This window comes from Frankia sp. CgJB1 (assembly GCF_977947065.1).
In genome coordinates this window covers 1-20,675 of sequence record NZ_CDWTNB010000057.1, presented here as the reverse complement: position 1 = coordinate 20,675, position 20,675 = coordinate 1, and the positions used below count along the sequence as shown (strand labels likewise).

The following is a 20,675-nucleotide window of genomic DNA, read 5'->3' as shown; positions in this document are numbered from 1 at the left end:
GTAGATGGGACCGCAATAGACGAGTCTGTGGTAGACGATCCTTCTCGTGGCTACCTCGTGGCTACTGAGCCCGCTGGCGGGCCCGCCGGACCGGCTGAGGGCTCTCCGCCGGTCCGGCCAGATGCCCCTCGACCAGGCGGTTCATCGCCCGCAGGAAGACCTCCCGCTCCTCGGTGGGAAGCGCCGCCAACGCCTCCTCGTGGACCCGATCGACGATCTCCTGGCTCCGCGTGACGATCCGCGCGCCCTCCTCGGTGACCGCGATGATCCGAGCCCGCCGGTCCCTGGCGGAGGGCCGACGTTCGGCGAGGCCGGTCTTCTCCAGGGCGTCGACGGTGACCACCATCGTCGTCTTGTCCATGTCGCCGATCTCGGCGAGCTGGATCTGGGTGCGCTCCTCCTCCAGGGCATGCACCAGCACGCAGTGCATGCGTCCGGTGAGACCGATCTCGGCGAGCGCGGCCGCCATCCGGGTCCGCAGGGCATGGCCGGCGCGGTCCAGCAGGAACGATAGGTCTGGTCCGGCGCGGGAGGGCGCCATGGCGGTCATGCCCGCAGCATAACGACTGGGTCCGTCGCGGATTATCCGTAAGCCTGCCGTCGAGTGGTCGGGGTGATCCAGCCGGCCCGGCTGACCGCGTAGACGGCATGGGCCTCGTCGTGGAGGAACTCGCTGCGGACGTACGTCATGCCGAGGCGTTCGGCGACCCGGACGGACGCGGTGTTGGCCGGGACGATGGCCGAGACGACCTCGGTGAGGTCGGGGCGCTGGGCGAACACCCAGGTCAGTGCCGCGGTGGCGGCCTCGGTGGCATAGCCGCGCCCCCAGCGGTCCCGGCGCAGGAACCAGACGGCCTCGACGCCCGGCCACCCGGGTTCGGTCCACAGCCCCGCCTGGCCGACGAGCTGCCCGCTCGCCTTCTCGACGACCGACCACGGACCCACGCCGGTCAGCATCCAGCAGCCCATGCAGCCGGCCAGGGCATGCCAGACGCTGTCCGGGTCGGTCGGCCGGTGGAAGTAGCGGGTGAACTCGGGATCGGACCAGATCTCGGTGTAGCCGGCGACGTCGTCGTTGTGGATGGGCCGCAGGACGAGCCGGTCCGTCGTGAGAAGGGGAATGATCGTGGTCAGACTCATCGCGTCCGGTAGTTTGCCGGAAGCCTGCGGCCCGCCTCGAGAAAGGCGGCGACCGTGGGTTGCGAGGCGGACCGTGGGACCCGCGCGCGAGCCACCGGCTGGATAGCCTCGGGTCGTGGCTCTGTTCTGCCTGCTGCACGGAGCCTGGCACGACGCCACGTGCTGGGAGCCCCTCGGAGCGGAACTGCGGGCGCGGGGACATCGGGTGGTGGCACCGGACCTGTCGTTGCACAACCCGGCCACGACGTACGAGGAACGCATCCGCCCGGCGCTCGCCGCCCTCGATGCGGCCATCGTGGCCGCCGGACCAGGGGCTCCCGGGACCACCGGGATTCCCGGGACCGCCGGATCGATCGTGGTCGTCGGGCATTCGATGGGGGCCGCCGACGCGCCCCGACGGCACCAGCGCCTGGGATCCACGGACGGCGATCGCGGTGCTGTACCCGCGCCGCCATCCCCACCATGATCGTCTGTGCCACCGGTGACGAGCTGTTCGACATCGAGTCCGAGCGGGCCGGGGCGAGGACGTCGCTCGGCGTCGAGCCCGTCGAGATCCCGGGCGGCCATCTGCCGATGCTGGAGGCCCCGGATTAGACCGGGCCCTGGCGTCGCTCCTCCGACCCCGACGGATCAGACCCCGGGCCCTCGGCCGGCCGCCGGACCGCCCCGTGCTCGGGGCAAGCCGACGTCACCCTCCCGACTGCTGGTAGACCGGCCGTACCCCGGGTACCCCGGACGCGGGAGGCGCTGGGGGCACGGCGGCACTTCCGGCAGGCGGTGACCAGACCATGCCGCGGCGGGGGTTCGAGCCAGCGGAAGTCCGGACGGTACGCCATCATCCGTTTGCGCAGCATGGGGCCGGCCTGCGGGTCAACACCGTCCTCGACGAACAGGCACAGCGCGGCATCAGGCACAGCGCGACTGCCTGGACTTCGCGGCGAATTGTGCCGCCAGGATGCTGCGCGGCACAGGCGTCCACGACGAATTGGTGCACCGGTCGGTAGGCCCCGAGACCGTAGGAGCGCGCGAGTAACTTGCCGTAGCCGGCCAGCGATGCCGTAGCCGGGCGGCGAACAGGCCCGGGACGGATCAGACCATCGCCGGTCGTGTGGACGGCGGCGCCGGGGGCATTCCCCCAGCACAGGCCAGCGGCTGACCGTCGGCTGACCGGCGGGATCGGAGAGGGACCGACGGGATCGGGAGAGGGAAGGCGTCGATGAGCCTGAGCAGGCGGCTGGCGTTGGTGTTCCGGGCCAAGGCCAGCAGGATGTTGGACCGCGCCGAGGATCCGCGTGAGGTTCTCGACTATTCCTACGCCCGGCAGCTCGAGCTGCTGGCGCAGGTCCGCCGCGGGGTAGCGGACGTCGCTACCAGCCGGAAGCGGCTGGAGCTCCAGGTCGAACAGCTACGGGCGTCCGCCGAGCGGCTGTCCGGGCAGGCCCGCCAGGCGGTCGCCGCGGGCCGCGACGACCTGGCCAGGGAGGCCCTCGGCCGCCGGGCCGGGGTGGCCGCGCAGCTGGAGGAGCTGCGGGAGCAACATGCATCGCTGCGGGCGGAGGAGGACCGGTTGACGCTGGCGGCGCAGCGGTTGGCGGCCCAGCTCGAGGCGTTCCGGACCAGGAAGGAGACGGTGAAGGCGACGTACACTGCGGCGGAGGCGCAGACGAAGATCGGCGAGGCGCTGGCGGGGGTCTCCGAGGAGATAGGCGACGTCGGCCTGGCAATCCAGCGGGCCGAGGACAGAGCCGAGCAGATGCAGGCCAGGGCCGGCGCGATCGACGAACTACTCGCCTCCGGAGCCTTGGAGACGGCGGCCGGTGGCCCGCGCGACGACATCCAGGCCGAGCTGGACCGGCTGTCCGTGACCGCCGACATCGATCGGGATCTGGCCTAGATCAAAAGCGCCATGCCCGCGCGGGCGATCGGCGGCCGCCAGCCGGCCGACGCCGCTCGACCGAAGGAGCAGCCGTGATCGTGCGCATTCTGGGTTAGGGCCAGTTCGACCTGCCCGCCACCGACCTGGAGGCCCTCAACGAGCTGGATGACGTGCTGCTGGCGGCCGTCGAGGCCGGGGACGAGCCGGCGTTCCAGGAAGCCTTGACGAGGCTGCTCGAACGGGTCCGGACGCGCGGCCGCGTGGTGCAGGCGGACCGGCTGGAGCCATCGGAGCTGGTGCTGCCGCGCGCCGGCACCGGGCTGGCGGAGGTCCGCGGGCTGCTCGGCGAGGAAGGCCTGATTCCCGGCGGCTGAGCCCCGGCCGACGAGGTGACGATGGTGAGGTGACGATGATGATGGTGACGCGTGCGCCGCGGAGGTTCGCCCCGGACCAGGGACTGTCGGCCCGGATGGTGCTGACCGTCTTCCTGCTCGGGCTGGTCTACGTCGCCTTCATTGCCGCCTTCATCGCCGTCCTGATCGCTGTCGGGGTGTCACCGGTCCTGGTTGTCCTGATCGCCGGCGGGCTGCTCGCCGCCCAGTACTGGTTCTCGGACCGCCTCGCGCTGTACGCGACCGGTGGGCGCATCGTCAGCCCGGCGCAGGAGCCGCGGCTGCACGGCGTCGTGGACCGGCTCTGCGCGCTGTCCGACCTGCCGAAGCCCGCGGTGGCGGTCGTGGGCACCGACCTGCCGAACGCGTTCGCCACCGGCCGGACCCCGAAACGCGCCGTCGTCTGCGTGACGACCGGGCTGCTGCGCAGGCTGGAGGCCGACGAGCTGGAGGGGGTGCTGTCCCACGTCGCGCACCGGGACGTGGCCGTCATGACCGTCGCGTCGTTTCTCGGGGTGCTCGCCGGTCTGGTCACCCGATTCGGTCTCTACTCCGGGATGGCCGGCGGCTTCGGTTGGTCCGACGGCTATGACGGCGGCGGCGACGGCGATGATGAGGACAGCGGCGCCCTCGTCGTGTTCGTCGTGGTGGTCGTCTCCGCCGCCGTCTACGCGCTGTCGTCCCTGCTGACCAGGGCGCTGTCGCGGTACCGGGAGCTCGCCGCCGACCGGTCCGGGGCGGATCCTCACCGGCCAGCCGGCCGCGCTCGCCGCCGCGCTCACCAAGGTCACCGGCGAGATCTCCCGGATCCCGACCCGCGACCTGCGGGCCGCCGAACCGTTCAACGCCTTCTTCTTCGCCCCTGCGCTGGCGAACGGCGTCAGCCTGTCCTCGTTGTTCTCGACCCACCCGCCGCTGGATGCCCGCCTGGCCCAGCTTGCCCGGCTGGCCGCCCAGCCCGGTGAGCCCGGGTAGTTCGGTGACCCGGGTAGAAAGTAGGCCGGACCATGCGGATCCTCGACGTGCTTCTCGGTCGGACCCGGCCCGCCCCGCCGGACCTCGACCGGCTGTTCACGCTCCCGGCCGCCGCCGTCACCCTGCAGGCCGCCAGCTCATGGCGGCCGACCGGGGCCGGGGCGGTCTGCGTCAAACCCGCGTCCGGCGGCGCGTTCACCGGGGTAGCGCAGGAGATCGACCGGCTGCTGAGCCTGGACGGCGGCCGGTACGAGCGGCGCACGGACAGCTTCGGGTACAGCTGGCTGCTGCGACGGACCGGCGAGCAGGACGGCGAGCAGGACCTCGCTGGCCTGGTCACCGACCTGCACGCGGCGAATGCCGCGGTGCGCGACGCCGGTTTCGGCCCGGCGCTGCTGTGCACCGTCGTCGGGTTCACCGACGGCAGCCGGCAGATGGGGCTGATCTACCTTTACAAACGCGGCACCTGGTACCCGTTCGTGCCGGCCGGTGACCAGCGCCGGGACAATCCGGCCGAGCTGGAGGTACGGGAGGTGCTGGCGGGTGAGCTCCCGATCGAACCGGACCTGTCCCGCTGGTTTCCCCTGTGGGGAGCGCCCGGCCTCGACACGCCGGATCCCGCACCCGATCAACCAGGAGAATAGCCCTTGGGTGTAACCTATGGTATTCGTGAAACTACTAGATAGGACTACCGGCGAGGCCGACGTGGCCTTGGATCAACAGTATTGCGTTTAACCACCCGATTTCCATCTCCCAGCCACCCTTAGGAGTGGTGCAACCACCCTTCGCCGGCTGCAAAGTTGTGACCCACTTCACGCAACGATGCAGCGGAGGGCCGATGGGAATCCTGGTCAATATCGACAACGGTGGCACGTTCACCGATGTGTGTGTGACGGATGGTGAACGCATCGTGCATGCGAAGACGCCGACGACCCCGCACGATTTAACGCAGTGTTTCGTCGATGGGCTGCGGACGGTGTCCGACCGGCTGTATGGCGAGGAGGACACCGCTCGTCTGTTGCGCGAGACGGAGTATCTGCGCTATTCGACGACGTCGGGTACGAACGCCGTGGTCGAGCGGAAGGGCGCACCGGTCGCCCTGCTGGTCGACAGCGGTGCGGAGGAGGATGTCTATGGCATTGTGAGGCTGGTCGACGCCTCGCTGTGGCAGGCCCTGGTGCCGCATCCCCCGGTCGGGATCGCGGTGGGCGCCGACGGGTCGGTGGGCTTGGCGGAGTTCACGACGGCGATCAACGAACTGTTGGCGACGAGTACCTCGCGGATCGTGATTGCGCTGCGGAGCGTGGCGGCGGAGCAGGCGATCAAGAATCTGTTGTTGGAGCGGTACCCGCGGCATCTGCTGGGCGCGGTCCCGTTCACCCTGTCGCATGAGCTTGTGCACGACGTCGACGACGCGCGGCGGGTGCTGACCGCGGTGCTGAACTCCTACCTGCACCCGGGGATGGAGCACTTCCTCTACGGCGCGGAGAAGGCGTGCCGGGAGAACGGGCTGGCCCGCCCGCTGCTGATCTTCCGGAATGACGGGGACTCGGCCCGGGTGGCCAAGACCACGGCGTTGAAGACGTGGGGTTCCGGGCCGCGGGGTGGGCTGGAGGGCAGCGTCGCCTACGCCTCGCTCTATGACGCGGACGTGCTGGTCGGGGTGGACGTGGGTGGCACCACGACCGACGTGTCGGTCGTGGTGGACAAGGCCCTGACGGTGCACGCGCACGGCCGGGTCGATTCGGCGCAGACCTCGCTGCCGATTCCGGACCTGAGCAGTGTCGGGCTGGGTGGCAGTTCGGTAGGCCAGGTCGTCGACGGTCAGATTCAGATCGGTCCGCACAGTGTGGGTGCCGCGCCCGGCCCGGCGTCTTTCGGCCGTGGTGGCACCGATGCGACGGTGACCGATGCCCTGCTGCTTGCCGGGGTGTTGGACCCGGACAACTATCTGGGTGGGGATCTGAAGTTGAACCCGGCCCGGGCGGAGCGGGCGTTGCTGACCCATGTTGGGGAGCCGCTGTCGTTGTCGGCGCAGGCCGCGGCGCTCGCGGTGTTGCGGGTGTTCGAGGAGCAGGCGGGGGCCGCGGTCAAGGAGATGATCTCCGCGGCGGGTCGTGAGCCGGGTGAGGCCACGCTGCTGGCCTTCGGTGGCGCCGGTCCGGTGCTTGCCTCGGGGATCGCGCGGGCGGCGGGGATCGCGCGGGTGATCGTGCCGCATCTGTCGGCGGTGTTCAGCGCGTTCGGTATCGGTTTCAGCGGGTTGGCGCACGAGTACTAGCGTGCCGATGCCGGGCGTCGACGTCGAGGTGAAGGCGGCCCGGGACGATCTGCTGACCCGCGCGCGGCGTGACATGTTCGGTGAAGGCGTGTCCATCGACGAATGCACTGTCGAGACCCGCGGTCGATTCATCGTCGACGGCGTGTTGCGGGACGAGACGTGGACCGACGGGTCGTCTCCCGGGCAGGCCGATCAGCTGGTGGTGCGGGCCTGGTATCCGCTGCCGACCTTCGAGCTCGTGGCCGACGAACACGCCACGGTGCAGCCGGCGGCCGCGGACGGATCGCGTCGTATCCATTTCGCTGACGGTAACGAGCAGGAGATTGCGGTCTACCGTCCGGAGAATCTGGGGCCGGGGCAGGGAGCCGCGGGGCCGGCGCTGGTCGCGGGTGACTATCTGACCTGTCTGATCGAGCCCGGGTGGGGGTTCCGGGTGAGCAGCAACTCTGACCTGATCCTGGAGGCCCAGCAGTGAGCGAGCAGCAGTCCACCGTGAACATCACCGAGTATCTCGCGATTAATCTGGCGACCGAGCGATGGACCTGCCGGGTGTGCGGGCAGGACATCGCGAACGCCCGCGAGAACTACAAGGCCGGGCTGCTGGTCTACAACGGTGACCCGCGGGAGATTCACCAGCCGATCCTGGACGAGAGCTACGAGTTCACCCACGCCCCCGACCCGGCCTGGTGCCGGATCGTCGAGTTCTACTGCCCGGGTTGCGGGACGCAGGTGGAGAACGAGTACCTGCCGCCTGGTCATCCGCTGACACACGACCTCGAACTCGATATCGACGCGTTGAAGCGTCGTCACCTCAGCGCGGTGGAGGGCTAGGGACATGCGGCAGGTAAGCGTTGACATCGGTGGTACGTTCACCGACTGCTTTCTTGTCTACGACGACGCCTACATCGAGGCGAAGTCGCTGACCACGCACCACAACCTCGCCTCCGGGTTCATGGATGCCCTGGCAAAGGCCAGCGCCCAGGCCGGCCTGGATGTGCAGACGGTGCTTTCGACCGTCGACGCGGTGCGTTACGCCACGACCCTCGGGACGAACGCGCTCATCGAACGCAGCGGTCCGGCGGTCGGCATCCTCACCACCGCCGGTTTCGAATCGACCGTGCCGCTGATGCGGGCCCGTGGCTACGGCGATGGGCTGACCGAGGCCCAGCAGTCCGACCTGCCCGCCGCGGACCGGCCGGTGTCGCTGGTGCCGGTGACCCGGATCGCCGGAGTGCAGGAACGCATCGACTACGGCGGCACGGCGGTGCTGTCCATCGACGAGGACGACGTGCGCCGCCAGGTGCGCAAGCTGGTGGACGAGGGCGCGCAGGCGTTCGTGGTCGCGCTGGTCAACGCGGTGATCAACCCGGCCCACGAGAAGGAAGTCGAGCGGATCATCCTCGACGAGTACCCCACGCATATGCTGGGGGCGATCCCGATCGTGCTGTCGCACCGGGTGACCGGCCGCAAGGGTGAGTACGCCCGGACCATGTCGGCGGTCATCGACGCCTACCTGCACAGCCAGATGTACCACGGGCTGGCGTCGCTGGAGATCGAGCTGCGCCGCAACGGCTACACCAAGCCGATGCTGCTGGTGCACAACACCAGCGGCATGGCCCAGCTGAACTCGACCTCCTCGCTGCAGACCATCCACTCCGGACCGGTCGCCGGGCTGGAGGCCACCAACTACCTGTCGAAGACCTACCACCAGCCCAACGTCATCGCCACCGACATGGGCGGCACCAGCTTCGACATCGGCCTGGTCACCTCCGACGGGGTGAAGTTCTACGACTTCAACCCGGTCATCGACCGCTGGCTCGTCTCCACCCCGATGACCTACCTGCACACCCTCGGCGCCGGCGGTGGCTCCATCGCCCGCTACGACCGCCTGTGGGAGGCCATCGAGGTCGGCCCGGAAAGCGCCGGTTCTGACCCGGGCCCGGCCTGCTACGGCCGGGGCGGGCGGTTCCCGACCACCACGGACGCGAACCTGGTGCTGGGCTACCTCGACGCGGACAACTACGCCGGTGGCACGATCAAGCTCAGCCTGCGCCGGGCGCAGCGGGCCATCGAGGAGCACATCTGCAAGCCCACCGGACTGAGCCTGATCGAGGCGGCGAAGGCGATCAAGCGCAAGGTGGACAGCAACATGGCCAACGCGATCTTCAAGGAGGTCGCGGTCAAGGGCTATAACCCGAAGAACTTCGTCGCGCTCAGCTGCGGCGGCGGTGGTCCGCTGCATGCCTGCGGATACGCCAACACGCTTGGTATCCAGAATGTGCTGATCCCGCCGTTCAGCTCGGTGTTCTCCGCGCTGGGCGCCGGCAATATGAACCAGCTGCACATCCACGAGTACTCGCTGTACCTGATGGTCTACGACGCCACCACCCGCAAGATGTTGGACGACTTCCAGATCTTCAACGACACGGTGACGGAACTCGCCGCGAAGGGCCGCGACGACCTCCTCCGCCAGGGCGCCGACCCCGCCAACATCCGCTCGCGGGTGGAGCTGGACATGCGCTACGGCAAACAGCTCGCCCAGATCGGGGTCGTGTCGCCGTTCGACCGGCTCACCTCACACCGCGACGTGATCAAACTGCTGGACCTGTTCAGCAGCATCTACGCCAAGCGGTACGGCGAAGGCAGCCAGGAACCCGAGGCCGGTGTGTGCATCAACGTCATCCGCGTGGTCAGCTACGTCGAACGCGACAAGTTCGACCTGCAGCCCACCCAGGCCGAGCCGCGCCCCGCGTCGAACCCCGCCCGGTGGCGGGAATGCCACTACCCGGGCATCGACGGCGCGGTCAAGACCGCCGTTTACGACTTCGCCGACCTCGAAGAAGGCCACGTCATCGAGGGCCCCGCCCTGATCGAAACCCCGAGCACGACCTACCTCGCCGAACCCGGATGGCAGCTGACCATCGGCCGCACCGGCTCCGCGGTGCTCATTCGGACCATCTGAGCGGGCTCCCCGCTCAGGAGGTTTCATCCCGATGGCGTAGCTGGCCGGCTAGCGCGTATTGATGGAAAGTTCTTGTACTGAGCAGAACGCGTTGTCGGGCTGATGGAAACCAGCAAAGTCGGCGTCATCAACCCCTCGTCCGTTTCGTGTAGCCTGTGCCAGGCCTGGGAAGCCGCTCGCCCTCGCCCGCCAGGCACGTCTTACCAGAAGGTGTAGATTCATGAGCCAGCCCGACCACGCTGACGGCAAGTCGCTCGTCGAGAAGTTCCTCGAAGAAAACGTCCTGTTCCTCCGGCCTGACCCCGAGATCATGCAAAGCCACCATCTCGCCCCGGAGTCGCCCCGCGAAACGGAGGCGCTCGCGCGGTTCACCGATCCCGAGCAGATCAACCTGGTGCGGCACAAGCTGCAGACCGCGTGTAACGAGTCCTTCGACATGGTCGAGCAGATGGGCGCGGCGCCGGGCGCGAAGTGGGGTGATCTGATCTCCGGGGTGTGGACGGCCTCGGGCGACCTCGCCCTGTCCAGCATGGGTGGTGTGCTGCTGTTCTCGGTGCTCACGCAGCACCCGGTCAAGTTCATTGTCAAGTACTGGGTGGATGAGCCGACGGTCGGGGTCCGTGAGGGCGATGTCTTCATGCACAACGACGCCCGCTACGGCAACGTCCACAACACCGACCAGAGCATCCTCATCCCGGTTTTCCACGAGGGGCAGCTGATCTGCTTCGCCGGCGCGGTCTGCCACGAGGGGGAGAACGGCGCCATCGAACCCGGTGGTATGCCCTCGGCGGCGGAATCCCCGTTCGACGAGGGATTGAAGATCTCGCCGATCAAGGTCGGTGAGAACTACACGTTCTGCCGTGACCTCATGACCTTCCTGCAGAACTCGGTGCGCGAGCCGAAGCTGCAGCTGGAGGGCATGAAGGCCAAGCTGTACGCGGCGATGCGGACAAGGGACCGGATCCACGACACCATCGCCGAGTACGGTGTCGACGCGGTCATCGCCACGCTGCGGCGCACCCTGACCGACACCGCCGACGAGGTCCGCCGCCGGCTGAGGTCGTGGCCGGAGGGCACCGTGCGGCAGAACGTCTTCGCGGACGGGACGCTGCGCGAGAACTGTCTGGTCAAGATCAGACTGGCGATGACCAAGAAGGACGACGAGCTGATCCTGGACTTCCGGGGCTCGTCGCCGGAATTCCTGAACCGAGCCAACAACACGATCCTCTCGTCGATGAAGGGCATGCTGGCCCAGGAGTTCCTGACCTTCGTGTGGCCGGACCTGCCGCGAAACCAGGCGGTGTTCGAGCCGATGACCGTTCTCACCGACCCGCGGTCGGCGCTGAACTGTTCGCCGGAGGCGCCGAACGCGCAGAGCATGATGACGTTCTTCCCCTCCTTCACCGCGGCCAAGCTGGCGACGCCGAAGCTCCTCTACAGTGCGGGTGAACGCTCTACGGACGTCATCGCCGGCTGGTTCAACATGATCGTCACGTTCATCTACGGTGGCGTCACCCAGCACGGCGAGCTGGTGGGCAACGTGTGTGCCGACCTCAACGGCATGGGCGGGGCTGCGCGGTCCAACCGGGACGGCGAGCACGCGGTCGCCCCGATCTTCGCGCCCATGGCCGACATCGGGGAGCAGGAGCTCATCGAGGAAGAAGTCCCGATTCTCAAGATAGTGCCGAACAGGGTGATGCGGGACAACCAGGGCTTCGGCAAGTTCCGCGGCGGCCAGGGCTACCAGCAGATCGCCACCGTCAAGGACAGCGCCATGTGGGGCTTCATGGCGTGCAGCATCGGCTCGAAGTTCCCCAGCTCGCACGGCATCTTCGGCGGCTACGGCCCCGGCACCTACCCGCTGTACAAGATCAAGAATGTCGACATCTTCAAGGTGATGGACAACCAGCGCGAACTGCTGCGCTACACCGTCGAGGAACTGATGAACGAGCGCCCGTTCCCGGACGCGACCTACTCGACGCATCACATGGGCATGCAGTTCGAGCTCGCCGAGCGCGGCGAGCTGTACATGCTCACCCAGGGCACCGGCGGTGGCTACGGGGACGTGCTCGAACGCGATCCCGAGCTGGTGGCTGCCGACTACCGCGACGGCCTGGTGCCCATGGACACCGTCCGCGGCATCTACCACGTGGTGCTCAACCCCGACACCGCCGCGGTGGACGCCGAGGGCACCACGGCGGCCCGGGAGGCCGAGCGGGCGGCTCGGCTGCGGCGGGGCAAGCCGTACGCGGAGTTCGTCCAGGAGTGGGAGGCCGAGACGCCTCCGGCCGACGTGCCGTTCTTCGGCTCCTGGGGCGATCCGCAGGTGCTGTTCCGCGGCACTCCGCAGGACACCTGCCCCGCGGACGCGATCGTGCCGGTGATGATGCCCGACCCGAAGGACGTGCGGATCGCGCAGCTGGAGGCTAAGCTGGCGGAGCTGCAGGGCTGACGGTGCAGGGCTGACGGTGCAGGCCTGATGCTGCGGGACTGATGAGGACGGCGGGAGAACGATGAACGCTGCGGACGCCTGGATCCACGCCAAGCGTGACACCCTGACCTGGCTGGACTGCGACGACCTGGCTGGACTGCGACCGGTACGTGTGGAGGGTCTTCGCCGGCGCCCCCGAGCGCTGGTATGACGACCCGGCCACGCTGGTCGCGGCGAGTGCACAGGCACACCGGTTACTGCGGTCCGATGTGTACGGTGTCAACGTCTCAGGTCCGTTCTCCCGCTACCTCGCCGGTGGTAGTGAGGCCGCTGCCGTTTGTACGGCGTTGGAGCTGCCGGCGCCGTGCCGCGTGCTGGCCGACACTCTCGACGCGCTGCTGCACCAGTTCGGCGATCGTGTCGACCTGGTGCTGGACTGCCCGTCACCGCGCAGGCTGCTCGCACCCGGTGCGGAGGTCGACTTCGACGCGCTCGACGACGTCGCGACCGGCCTGCTGGAGGTGATCCGCTCGGTGGCGGACCGGCCGGTCCGGGGGCTGCAGATCACCTGTGACACGGCGGGCGGGCCGGATGAGGACGAGACCGACGCCTGGTCGAGTCTGCTGGCCGCGGCCGGGCACTACGGCTGGATCACCGCGGTCCGACTGAACGGCGTGACCGGCCCCGACCAGCTCGACCCCAAGCTGCCCGGTGACCTGCTGCTCCTGCCGCACCTGCCAGCCGACGTCCTGCCCGACGACCGGCGCTACGGCGGGGGACTGCCAGCGGAGGTGTGGAACGATACGAGCGAGGCCGCCAGGCTGGTCGACGCCGCCGCCAAGCGTGGGTTCCGGTTCGGTGAGATCCCCACCGAGGCCTCCCCGGAAATCGTGCTGACCAGGCTCACCGCCCTGGCCGCTGGCCGGCACTGAAGGGATTCGGCGTGGACGACGTGGAGATCGTGGGCTGGGGTCATACCCCGGTTGGCCGTCTTCAGCATGTGATGGCGGTCCTGCAGCTCACCAGGTAACGCCGGGGCGATGCAGATCCCCGGGGCCACCGTCACCGGGGTGTTCAACATGGGTGGCCTGGCGGTCGCCAACTATGCGAGTGTCCTGGAGCGTGTGCGATGAGTGATTTCACCGGGAAAAGTGACCTGACCCTGAAAGCGGTGTTCGTCGACGCGTTGGACCGGTTCGGTGCGCGTCCCGCCCTGCACTACCAGGGGCGGACCTACGGGTACGGCGAGATCGTGGCCGCGGCGAACCAGCTCGCGCACCGGCTGCGCGCGGCGGGGGTGGGGCCGGGGGTGTCGGTGGCGTTGATGATGTCCAACCGGCCCGAGTACATCGTCGCTGATCAGGCGATCCTGCGGTGTGGTGCGGTCAAGGTGGCGCTCAACGACATGCTGTCGGCCAGCGAGATCGACTACATCCTGCGGGACAGTGAGGCCCGGGTCGTCCTCGCCGATGCGGGGATGCTCCCGGCGGCGCTGCACTCCGCGCCGTCCCTGTTGGAGACGGTCATCGCCGTCGCCGACCCGGACGACTGCCCGGGCGGGGTGGTGGCGTGGCGCGACGCGCTGGCCGGGCAGCCGACCACCGTGCCGGAGGTCGCCCCGGCACCCACCGACCCGGGGTTGATCGTCTATACCGGGGGTACGACCGGTCTGCCCAAGGGGGTGATGCACACCCAGCGGAATCTCGCGCTCAATCTGTTCTCGCATATGATGGAGATGGGGCTGCTCGACGACGAGGTGCTGCTGGTGATATCGCCGCTGCCGCACAGCGCGGGTTTCCTGCTGCAGGCCGGGATGCTCAAGGGAGCCCGGCACTTCCTGGAGACCAGGTTCGCCCCGGAGCTGGTGCTTGAGCGGATCACCGCCGACCGGGTGACCTTCACGTTCATGGTGCCTACCATGATCTACCGGGTGCTCGACCGGGCGGCGGGCCGCGTGTTGGATCTCAGCTCGCTGCGGACCATCCTGTACGGTGCCGCGCCGATCACCCGGGAGCGGCTGGAGCAGGGCCTGGAGGTGCTCGGCCCGGTGTTCATGCAGCTGTACGGGCAGTCGGAGGCGCCGAACTTCATCACCCGTCTTCGCCGTGAGGATCATCGTCTTGATCCTGACGGGGAGCATCGGCTGGCCAGTTGTGGTCAGCCGGTCGTCATGGCCGCGGTCAAGGTGGTCGACGAGGCTGGCCGGGAGCTGCCCCGCGGTCAGGTCGGGGAGATCGTCGCCGCCACGCCGTACACGATGGTGGGGTATCGGGGCCGGCCCGAGCAGACCGCCAAGGCGTTGCGGGACGGGTGGTTGCACACCGGGGATATCGGGCGGATGGATGCCGAGGGGTACGTCTATCTGCTGGACCGCAAGAACGATATGATCGTCACCGGTGGGATGAACGTGTACAGCACGGAGGTGGAGAACGCGGCGGCGGCCTGTCCGGGGGTTGGGCAGGTCGCGGTCGTCGGGGTGCCGCATCCGGACTGGGGTGAGGCGGTCGTGGCGTTCGTCGTGCCCGACGATACCGGTGCGTTCGACGAGGCCAAGCTGCTGGCGCACTGCCGGGTAGAGCTTGCCCGGTACAAGCAGCCCAAGGCCGTGCGGGTCGTCGAGGCCTTGCCGACCACCGTGTACGGCAAGCTGGACAAGAAGGCGCTGCGGGCCGGCTGGCCCGGTTGGTGACGCCCAAAGTATTGCGGCCTGGGCGGCCAGTGCGAAAATCAGCTCGAGGGCCTGTGAGTATCGTCACGAACGCGTGGCAGGGGAGCCGGGCGGGGAGCCCTCGGAAGCGAGGCGAGCTGGATGGACACCAAGGCACGTCCCACGTTGGCCGTGTCCACGAAGTTTCAGGCACCCACCTATGACACCCAGCTGGTCGGCCGGGACCGGCTCCTCGACGTGTTGCGGGACGGCCGGGCCCGGCGGCTGGCTTTGATCTACGCGCCGGCCGGGTTCGGGAAGACCACGCTGGCGGTGCAGTGGCAGCGGGTGCTGCGCGCCGAGGGGGTGCCGGTGGCATGGCTGAGTCTCGATCGGGACGACAACGACGCGCTGTGGTTCCTCAGCCATCTCATCGAGGCGGTGCGCCGGGTCGAACCGACCCTGGCCGGTGACCTGGTCGAGGTGCTGGAGGGGCATTCCGACGACGCGCAGCGGTATGTGCTCACCGAGCTGGTCAATCAGGTTGCCGAGCATCGGCGGCCGTTGGCGGTCGTGCTCGACGACTGGCATCTCATCGACGCCCCGCAGGCCGTTGCCGCGTTGGAGTTCCTGCTGGAGGTGGGTCCGGCCAACCTGCATCTGGATCGTCACCAGCCGGACCCGGTCGCCGGCCGTGGGCCGGCTGAAGGTGCGTAACCAGGTGACGGAGATCGACGCCACGCAGCTGCGGTTCGACCATCGGGAGTCCGCGGCCTTCCTGCTCGAGCTCAACGCGTTGGATCTCGACAGCACGGACGTGCATCGGCTGTGATCGAGTACCGACGGCTGGGTCGCCGCGTTGCAGCTGGCGACCCTGTCGCTGCGTGACAGCCGGGAATGGTTTCGCTATCATCATCTGTTCGCGGGTTATCTGCGCCGCCGCCTGGAGCGTGATCATGCGGATCGGGTGGTGACCCTGCACCGGACCGCGTCGGCCTGGTTTGCTGATCATGGTCTGCTCGGTGAGGCGGTCACCCATGCCCTGGCTGCCGGTAACGACGCCGGGGCGGTGGATCTGGTGGAGTGGCGGGCCATGCACCTGGTGGAGCACAGCCGAATGGCCACCCTGCTCGGCCTGGTCAACAAGCTGCCGCCGGGCCGGCCGCGGCTGCAGATCGCGATCGCCTGGGCCAACTGTCTGCTGCAACGGGCGCAGCCCGCGCAGGTCGCGCTCGACCACGTGCGTGCCGCCCTGGCACCCGATGATACCAGCGACACCGGTAAGGACATCCTAGGCGAGGCCGATGTCGTCCAGGCCTGCATCGACGTCTACGGTGACCGGATCGACCGCGCCGCTGACCTGGTCGCCCCCTACATTGTGAAGAACTCCGGCTACCGGCCGTGGCTGGTCGCGGTGTCGTCCAACATCCACACCTTCGCCTACGACACCGCGCAGGCGCGGCAGCGGTGGGCCAACGCCTTCCACGACACCACCCGCGGGCCTTTCGCCGGCGTGTACGGGCGCTGCTTCGCCGGGCTCGCGGCGTTCGCCCAGCTTGACCTGGTGGCCGCCGAACGTCTGTACCGGGAAGCCGTGGCCCTCGCCCGCGAAGCCGCCGGGCCGCGCTCGCACGCCGCCCGGCTGGCCGGCGCGCTGCTGGGCCGGCTTGTACTACGAGCGGGGCGACACCGATGCTGCCGAGCGGCTGCTGGAGGAGTGCCACGAGCTCGGTGCCGAAAGCGGCGTCGCCGATCTTATGATCGCCACCTACTCCACGCTGGCCCGCATCAAGACCCTGCGCGGTGAGATCGAGGACGTCTGGCACCTGCTCGACGAGGGCAGCGAGGCGGCGAGCCAGCTCGTCCTGCCTCGATTGTCGGCCGCCGTCGACCACGAACGCCTGCGGCTGCACCTGGCCCGGGGGGACCTCGGGCGCGCCCAGAACGTGCTCGCCCGCCACGGCGACGACGTCGCCCGCGGCGGCGACGGCATCGCGATGGCCACCCGCCACTACCAGCTCGCGATGCGCGCGCGGGTCATGGCCGCCCAGGCCGACTACGACGGTGCCCTGCGGCTGCTGTCCCAGATGCACCAGGAGAGCAGCTCCGTGGCCTGGCGGTACGCCGAAACGGCCGCGCGTATCGACCTCGCGGTGGTGCACTCGCTGACCGGCGACACCGACACCGCGCTGCGCACCCTCGTGCCCGCCGTCGTCGCCAGGGCCCGCTTGGAGGCGGACCGGAACTCCTGAAGATCATTGGCGAGTTGCGGGACGCGAGCCGGTGCCGCCGGTGGCCGGCGGAGTTGCCCACTGTGCCCTCCGACTACCTGTCCAAGCTGCTCGCCACGGCCCACGCGGACGCGGAACGGGCAGCGATCCCCATCATCGACCGCCCGGCCGAGCGGAACCCCGCTCCCGAAGAATCGCTCAACGCCCGCGAGATCGACATCCTCCGTCTGCTGGACCGCGGACTGTCGAACAAGGAAATCGCGCGTAACCTCGGCCTGACCATCAACACCGTCAAGTGGTATCTCAAGAGCATCTACACCAAGCTCGGGGTCGCTCGGCGCGGGGAATCGGTCTCGGAGGCCCGCCGCCGCCGGATTCTGACCTGAATGCCCTGGTAGCGGGTGCCGCTTCCACGACGGGGAGGACAGCGATGCCTGACACCCGGCTCAGCGAGGAGCAGGAAGCCCTGCGCAAGACCGTGGAGGCGTTCGCCCGCGAGGTGGTCGCCGCCGCGGCGGCGCGGCACGACGAGGAGAAGACGTTCCCGTACGAGGTCGTCGCGCAGATGGCCGACATGGGCCTGTTCGGTCTGCCGTTCCCGGCGGAGTACGGCGGGCAGGGCGCCGACTTCTTCGCCCTCTGCCTGGCCATCGAGGAACTGGCCCGGGCCGACTCGTCGGTGGCGATCACGCTGGAGGCCGGGGTTGGCCTCGGCGCGATGCCGATCTACCGGTTCGGCACGCCGGCACAGCGGGAGGAGTGGCTGCCGTTGCTCGCCAGCGGGCGGGCGTTGGCCGCGTTCGGGCTGACCGAACCAGAGGCGGGCAGCGACGCTGGCGGCACCCGCACCACCGCCCGGCTCGACGGCGGCGACTGGGTCATCAACGGCTCGAAGGCCTTCATCACCAACTCGGGTACCGACATCACCCGGCTCGTCACCGTTACCGCTGTCACTGGGCGGACCCCGGCCGGGCGCAAGGAGATCTCGTCCATCCTGGTGCCGGTGCCCATCCCCGGCTTCACCGCCGGCCCGGCCTACTCGAAGGTCGGCTGGCATGCCTCCGACACCCACCCGCTGGCCTTCGACGACGTGCGGGTTCCTGCGGAGAATCTGCTCGGTGCGCGCGGCCGCGGCTATGGATTCGGAATGAAATAACTTGTTCACTTCGGGGTCCTCGCGAGCCCGTGACCTGCGAAGACGCATATTGGCTTGCATTAATTACTTCATTACGAATTCTATGCGAATTTCCTGCAGATCCTGGACGAGGGCCGGATCGCGATTTCCGCGCTGGCCGTCGGGCTGGCGCAGGCCTGCGTGGACGAGAGCGTGAAATACGCGAAGCAGCGGGAGGCATTCGGCGCGCCGATCGGCCGCAACCAGGCAATCGCCTTCAAGATTGCCGAGATGGAGGTGCGGACGTACGTGGCCCGTGCCGCCTACTACGACGCGGCTTCCCGGATGCTCGCCGGCCTGCCCGTCAAGAAGGAGGCGGCGATGGCGAAGCTGTTCTCCTCGGAGGCGGCGGTGACGAATGCCCGCGAGGCCACGCAGATCCACGGCGGCTACGGGTTCATGAACGAATACCCGGTCGCCCGGCACTGGCGGGACGCCAAGATCCTGGAGATCGGCGAGGGCACCAGCGAGGTCCAGAAGATGCTGATCGCGCGCGAACTGGGTCTGTAGTGGCGAGGCTCGCCAGAACACTGCCGGCACCCCGCGAAAGATCATCAGTGGCTGGTGGCCGGCCCGGGTGCCGGGTGCCGCGTTCCCGCGGCGAGCAGGGCGGCCAGGCCGAGCTGGTGCAGCAGGTCCGCCAGCTGCGGCCGGCTCATCGTCACCGCGCTGTAGGGGGTGGAGTTCAGCAGGCCGAAGGTGGCGTGGACGGCGGCGCGGGCGGTGCCCTCGGCGAGTTCGGGGCTGCGGGCGCGCCGCTGGGCGGCCCAGAGCTCGACGTAGCCGCGTCGCAGCCGGCGCACGGTGTGCGCGTCGGCCGGGTTCAGGCTGCTCAGGTCGCGATCCTGAACGCGGATCAGTTCGGGTGAGTCGAGAGCGAAGGAGACGTGCCAGCGCACGAGCGCGTCCAGCGTGCCGTCCGGACTGGGCGCCGCGGCCGCGCGACGGGTGCCCTCGGTGAGCAGGCGTTCACTAATGCCGATCAGCAGTTCGCCGAGGATCGCCTGCTTACTCGGGAAATGCTTGTACAACGCCGGCCCGGAGACGCCCGCGGCCCGGCCAATGTCGTTGATGCTCACCCCGTGGTACCCGCGCTCGGCCATCAGCCGGGCCGCGGCGGCGAGGATGCGCTCCCGGCGCGATCCTGCTGGCGGCGGTTCTTCGAGGCTGAAGGACACGGTCGGCACATTACCGCCTTCCGGGACAGCCGGTGCCCGCCTGGTTAATACTGGCTAACTCAGGTTCTCAGTCGTCCGGCCCGGCCCGTGCCGGTTCACGCGGGGCCGCGGCCCGGCGCTCCACCGGTCCGAACAGGACGATTAACGGCACCAGGAAGAGTGCGGGCAGGATCACCCACAGCGGCCGCCCGGCCCACCAGGCCGCGGTCGGTTCTTCGGGCATCGGCAGCCCGACCGCCCGCATCGTGACCATCGCGAGCAGCAGGGCCGTCATGTGCCACAGGAACACGGTCATGATTACGGCGTTGCCCGTGACGACCGCCGCCCACGGCCGGCGCCGGGCCAGCATTCGGTTCAGGGCGGGTACGGCGAGCAGTATCAGACCGAGCTGGAAGACGGCGAGCACGGCGATCGCAGCGGTTGTCGGGAACATGTTGCTGAGCCTGGTTCCCTCGGTGGCGACCATCGATCGCGGATACTCGTCGAGCGTCGTCACCAGGGCCAGACCCGCCAGCCCGCAGAGCGCCGTCAGCAGCGCCCGCCGCGGCCCGCGCAGGGCGCCGTCCCGCCAGAAATACCCGAGCTGGTGGGCGAACACCCAGACGAGACCGGTGTTGACATAGCCGAACACCGTGCTGCCGGTGCCGAACCGCGCCAGGTCGACGAGCGCCACGGCCGCGCCCAGCAGCAGGATGAACCGGCAGCCGAACCGCCGATGGACCGCCGCGGTCACCGGCACGGCCAGGATGACCCCCAGGTACGCCGCGAGAAACCACAGCGGCACCAGCACGGCCCGTCCATAGCGCAGCAGACCCGGGTAGTCGGGGACCGCGAGCAGCAGGACGGCGTCGACCGCCGCCCAGATAACGGCGAACACCGCCATCGGGGGCAGCAGGCGGCGCAGCCGCCCCCGCAGGAAGCGCCGCGCCCGCGGGCCCCAGGGAAGCGCGGGATCATCGCGCGGAGACCCGGGGGCGCGACCGGCCGTGTCCCAGGCCGCCAGGTGGGCGAAGCCACCGATGACGAAGAACACCGGCATCACCTGGAGCAGCCAGGTCGCGAGCCAGGCGAACGGTATCCGCGCGATCGGATTGGGCATCACGAGAACGCCCCCGCGAAAGTGGTCGATGGACAGGGCCCAGTGCCACAGCACCACGACACAGACGCTCGCCAGGCGCAGGAAGTCGACGTCGCGCGCCCGGGACGGCGGGGTGGACTCGATGAGTCGGCCCACGGACCGGCCCATGGAGCGCAGCCCGCCCCACGGTGACCACACACCGCCAGGCTGCCAGACGCGGCGCCCCGGCGATCGCCGGGACGGACCCGGCGGGCCGCACGCTCACCCCATGACAGCAGACCTTGTCGGGCAGCCGGACCAGCGGTCTAGT

At 69.1% G+C, this 20,675-nt stretch carries 23 protein-coding genes and 2 pseudogenes; 20 read left to right on the top strand and 5 right to left on the bottom strand.

Translation table 11 applies throughout. The features are described from left to right. Positions 1-61: 61 nt before the first annotated feature. Both AC08OT_RS09030 and AC08OT_RS09025 read right to left on the bottom strand, forming a co-directional pair. Complete coding sequence (locus AC08OT_RS09030; RefSeq protein ID WP_476592445.1) at positions 62-550, bottom strand: MarR family winged helix-turn-helix transcriptional regulator; 489 nt, start codon at positions 548-550, stop codon at positions 62-64. A gap of 32 nt (positions 551-582) precedes the next feature. After that, the gene (locus AC08OT_RS09025; RefSeq protein ID WP_476592444.1) at positions 583-1,140 is read right to left on the bottom strand and encodes a GNAT family N-acetyltransferase; all 558 of its coding nucleotides are present in this window, start codon (positions 1,138-1,140) and stop codon (positions 583-585) included. A 115-nt stretch (positions 1,141-1,255) separates the two neighbouring features. Here AC08OT_RS09025 and AC08OT_RS09020 point away from each other — a divergent pair, with 115 nt between their 5' ends. Together AC08OT_RS09020 and AC08OT_RS09015 are read left to right on the top strand one after the other, a co-directional pair. Then, the gene (locus AC08OT_RS09020) at positions 1,256-1,606 is read left to right on the top strand and encodes an alpha/beta fold hydrolase (RefSeq protein WP_476592443.1); all 351 of its coding nucleotides are present in this window, start codon (positions 1,256-1,258) and stop codon (positions 1,604-1,606) included. After that, positions 1,603-1,734, top strand: a complete 132-nt coding sequence (locus AC08OT_RS09015; RefSeq protein WP_462203387.1) for a hypothetical protein — start codon at positions 1,603-1,605, stop codon at positions 1,732-1,734. Before AC08OT_RS09020 ends, AC08OT_RS09015 begins: the two co-directional genes overlap by 4 nt. Positions 1,735-1,975: 241 nt before the next feature. Here the strand turns inward: AC08OT_RS09015 and AC08OT_RS09010 are convergent, their stop codons facing one another. After that, a complete protein-coding gene (locus tag AC08OT_RS09010; protein WP_476592450.1) occupies positions 1,976-2,191 on the bottom strand; it encodes a DUF5946 family protein in 216 nt (71 codons plus the stop codon). A gap of 165 nt (positions 2,192-2,356) precedes the next feature. Here AC08OT_RS09010 and AC08OT_RS09005 point away from each other — a divergent pair, with 165 nt between their 5' ends. From AC08OT_RS09005 to AC08OT_RS08920, 18 genes and pseudogenes are all read left to right on the top strand, one after another. Beyond that, positions 2,357-3,034: a PspA/IM30 family protein gene (locus AC08OT_RS09005; RefSeq protein ID WP_476592442.1), complete on the top strand. Its 678-nt coding sequence runs from the start codon at positions 2,357-2,359 to the stop codon at positions 3,032-3,034. A gap of 110 nt (positions 3,035-3,144) precedes the next feature. Beyond that, complete coding sequence (gene pspAA / locus AC08OT_RS09000; RefSeq protein ID WP_476602711.1) at positions 3,145-3,390, top strand: PspA-associated protein PspAA; 246 nt, start codon at positions 3,145-3,147, stop codon at positions 3,388-3,390. A gap of 35 nt (positions 3,391-3,425) precedes the next feature. Further along, positions 3,426-4,373, top strand: a complete 948-nt coding sequence (locus AC08OT_RS08995) for a M48 family metalloprotease (protein WP_476596874.1) — start codon at positions 3,426-3,428, stop codon at positions 4,371-4,373. A 42-nt stretch (positions 4,374-4,415) separates the two neighbouring features. Further along, positions 4,416-5,027 carry a PspA-associated protein PspAB gene (pspAB, locus tag AC08OT_RS08990; RefSeq protein ID WP_462189018.1) on the top strand — a complete coding sequence of 204 codons (612 nt, stop codon included), beginning with the start codon at positions 4,416-4,418 and terminating at the stop codon, positions 5,025-5,027. 194 nt (positions 5,028-5,221) lie between these two features. Continuing rightward, the gene (locus AC08OT_RS08985; RefSeq protein ID WP_476592440.1) at positions 5,222-6,664 is read left to right on the top strand and encodes a hydantoinase/oxoprolinase family protein; all 1,443 of its coding nucleotides are present in this window, start codon (positions 5,222-5,224) and stop codon (positions 6,662-6,664) included. 7 nt (positions 6,665-6,671) lie between these two features. Next, positions 6,672-7,139: a hypothetical protein gene (locus AC08OT_RS08980; RefSeq protein WP_476592448.1), complete on the top strand. Its 468-nt coding sequence runs from the start codon at positions 6,672-6,674 to the stop codon at positions 7,137-7,139. Then, a complete protein-coding gene (locus tag AC08OT_RS08975) occupies positions 7,136-7,495 on the top strand; it encodes an acetone carboxylase subunit gamma (RefSeq protein WP_476592439.1) in 360 nt (119 codons plus the stop codon). The genes AC08OT_RS08980 and AC08OT_RS08975 overlap by 4 nt, the downstream gene beginning before the upstream one ends. A gap of 4 nt (positions 7,496-7,499) precedes the next feature. Beyond that, a complete protein-coding gene (locus AC08OT_RS08970) occupies positions 7,500-9,626 on the top strand; it encodes a hydantoinase/oxoprolinase family protein (protein WP_476592438.1) in 2,127 nt (708 codons plus the stop codon). 220 nt (positions 9,627-9,846) lie between these two features. Beyond that, positions 9,847-12,078 (top strand): hydantoinase B/oxoprolinase family protein, encoded by a 2,232-nt coding sequence (locus tag AC08OT_RS08965; RefSeq protein ID WP_476592437.1) that lies wholly within the window; start codon positions 9,847-9,849, stop codon positions 12,076-12,078. A 61-nt stretch (positions 12,079-12,139) separates the two neighbouring features. After that, positions 12,140-12,268 (top strand): hypothetical protein, encoded by a 129-nt coding sequence (locus AC08OT_RS08960; RefSeq protein WP_476602710.1) that lies wholly within the window; start codon positions 12,140-12,142, stop codon positions 12,266-12,268. Further along, a complete protein-coding gene (locus tag AC08OT_RS08955) occupies positions 12,228-12,989 on the top strand; it encodes a hypothetical protein (RefSeq protein ID WP_476592436.1) in 762 nt (253 codons plus the stop codon). Before AC08OT_RS08960 ends, AC08OT_RS08955 begins: the two co-directional genes overlap by 41 nt. A 197-nt stretch (positions 12,990-13,186) precedes the next feature. After that, on the top strand, positions 13,187-14,746 hold the full coding sequence (locus AC08OT_RS08950; RefSeq protein WP_476592435.1) for a class I adenylate-forming enzyme family protein: 1,560 nt from the start codon (positions 13,187-13,189) through the stop codon (positions 14,744-14,746). Positions 14,747-14,866: 120 nt separating this feature from the next. Then, entirely contained in the window at positions 14,867-15,421 is a 555-nt protein-coding gene (locus AC08OT_RS08945; protein ID WP_476592434.1) for an AAA family ATPase, read from the top strand. Positions 15,422-15,563: 142 nt separating this feature from the next. Next, positions 15,564-16,511: a winged helix-turn-helix domain-containing protein gene (locus tag AC08OT_RS08940; protein ID WP_476592433.1), complete on the top strand. Its 948-nt coding sequence runs from the start codon at positions 15,564-15,566 to the stop codon at positions 16,509-16,511. Further along, positions 16,402-16,854, top strand: a pseudogene (locus AC08OT_RS08935) (tetratricopeptide repeat protein); the annotation flags it as partial. The gene AC08OT_RS08940 and the pseudogene AC08OT_RS08935, both read left to right, overlap by 110 nt. 3 nt (positions 16,855-16,857) lie before the next feature. Then, positions 16,858-16,956 carry a hypothetical protein gene (locus tag AC08OT_RS08930; protein WP_476592447.1) on the top strand — a complete coding sequence of 33 codons (99 nt, stop codon included), beginning with the start codon at positions 16,858-16,860 and terminating at the stop codon, positions 16,954-16,956. Positions 16,957-17,018: 62 nt separating this feature from the next. Beyond that, on the top strand, positions 17,019-17,321 hold the full coding sequence (locus tag AC08OT_RS08925) for a response regulator transcription factor (RefSeq protein ID WP_476596872.1): 303 nt from the start codon (positions 17,019-17,021) through the stop codon (positions 17,319-17,321). Positions 17,322-17,365: 44 nt separating this feature from the next. Further along, positions 17,366-18,619, top strand: a pseudogene (locus AC08OT_RS08920) (acyl-CoA dehydrogenase family protein). Positions 18,620-18,663: 44 nt separating this feature from the next. Here AC08OT_RS08920 and AC08OT_RS08915 read toward each other — a convergent pair. Further along, entirely contained in the window at positions 18,664-19,296 is a 633-nt protein-coding gene (locus tag AC08OT_RS08915; RefSeq protein ID WP_476596870.1) for a TetR/AcrR family transcriptional regulator, read from the bottom strand. 58 nt (positions 19,297-19,354) lie between these two features. After that, complete coding sequence (locus AC08OT_RS08910; protein WP_476592430.1) at positions 19,355-20,533, bottom strand: acyltransferase family protein; 1,179 nt, start codon at positions 20,531-20,533, stop codon at positions 19,355-19,357. Between the last annotated feature and the right edge of the window lie 142 nt (positions 20,534-20,675).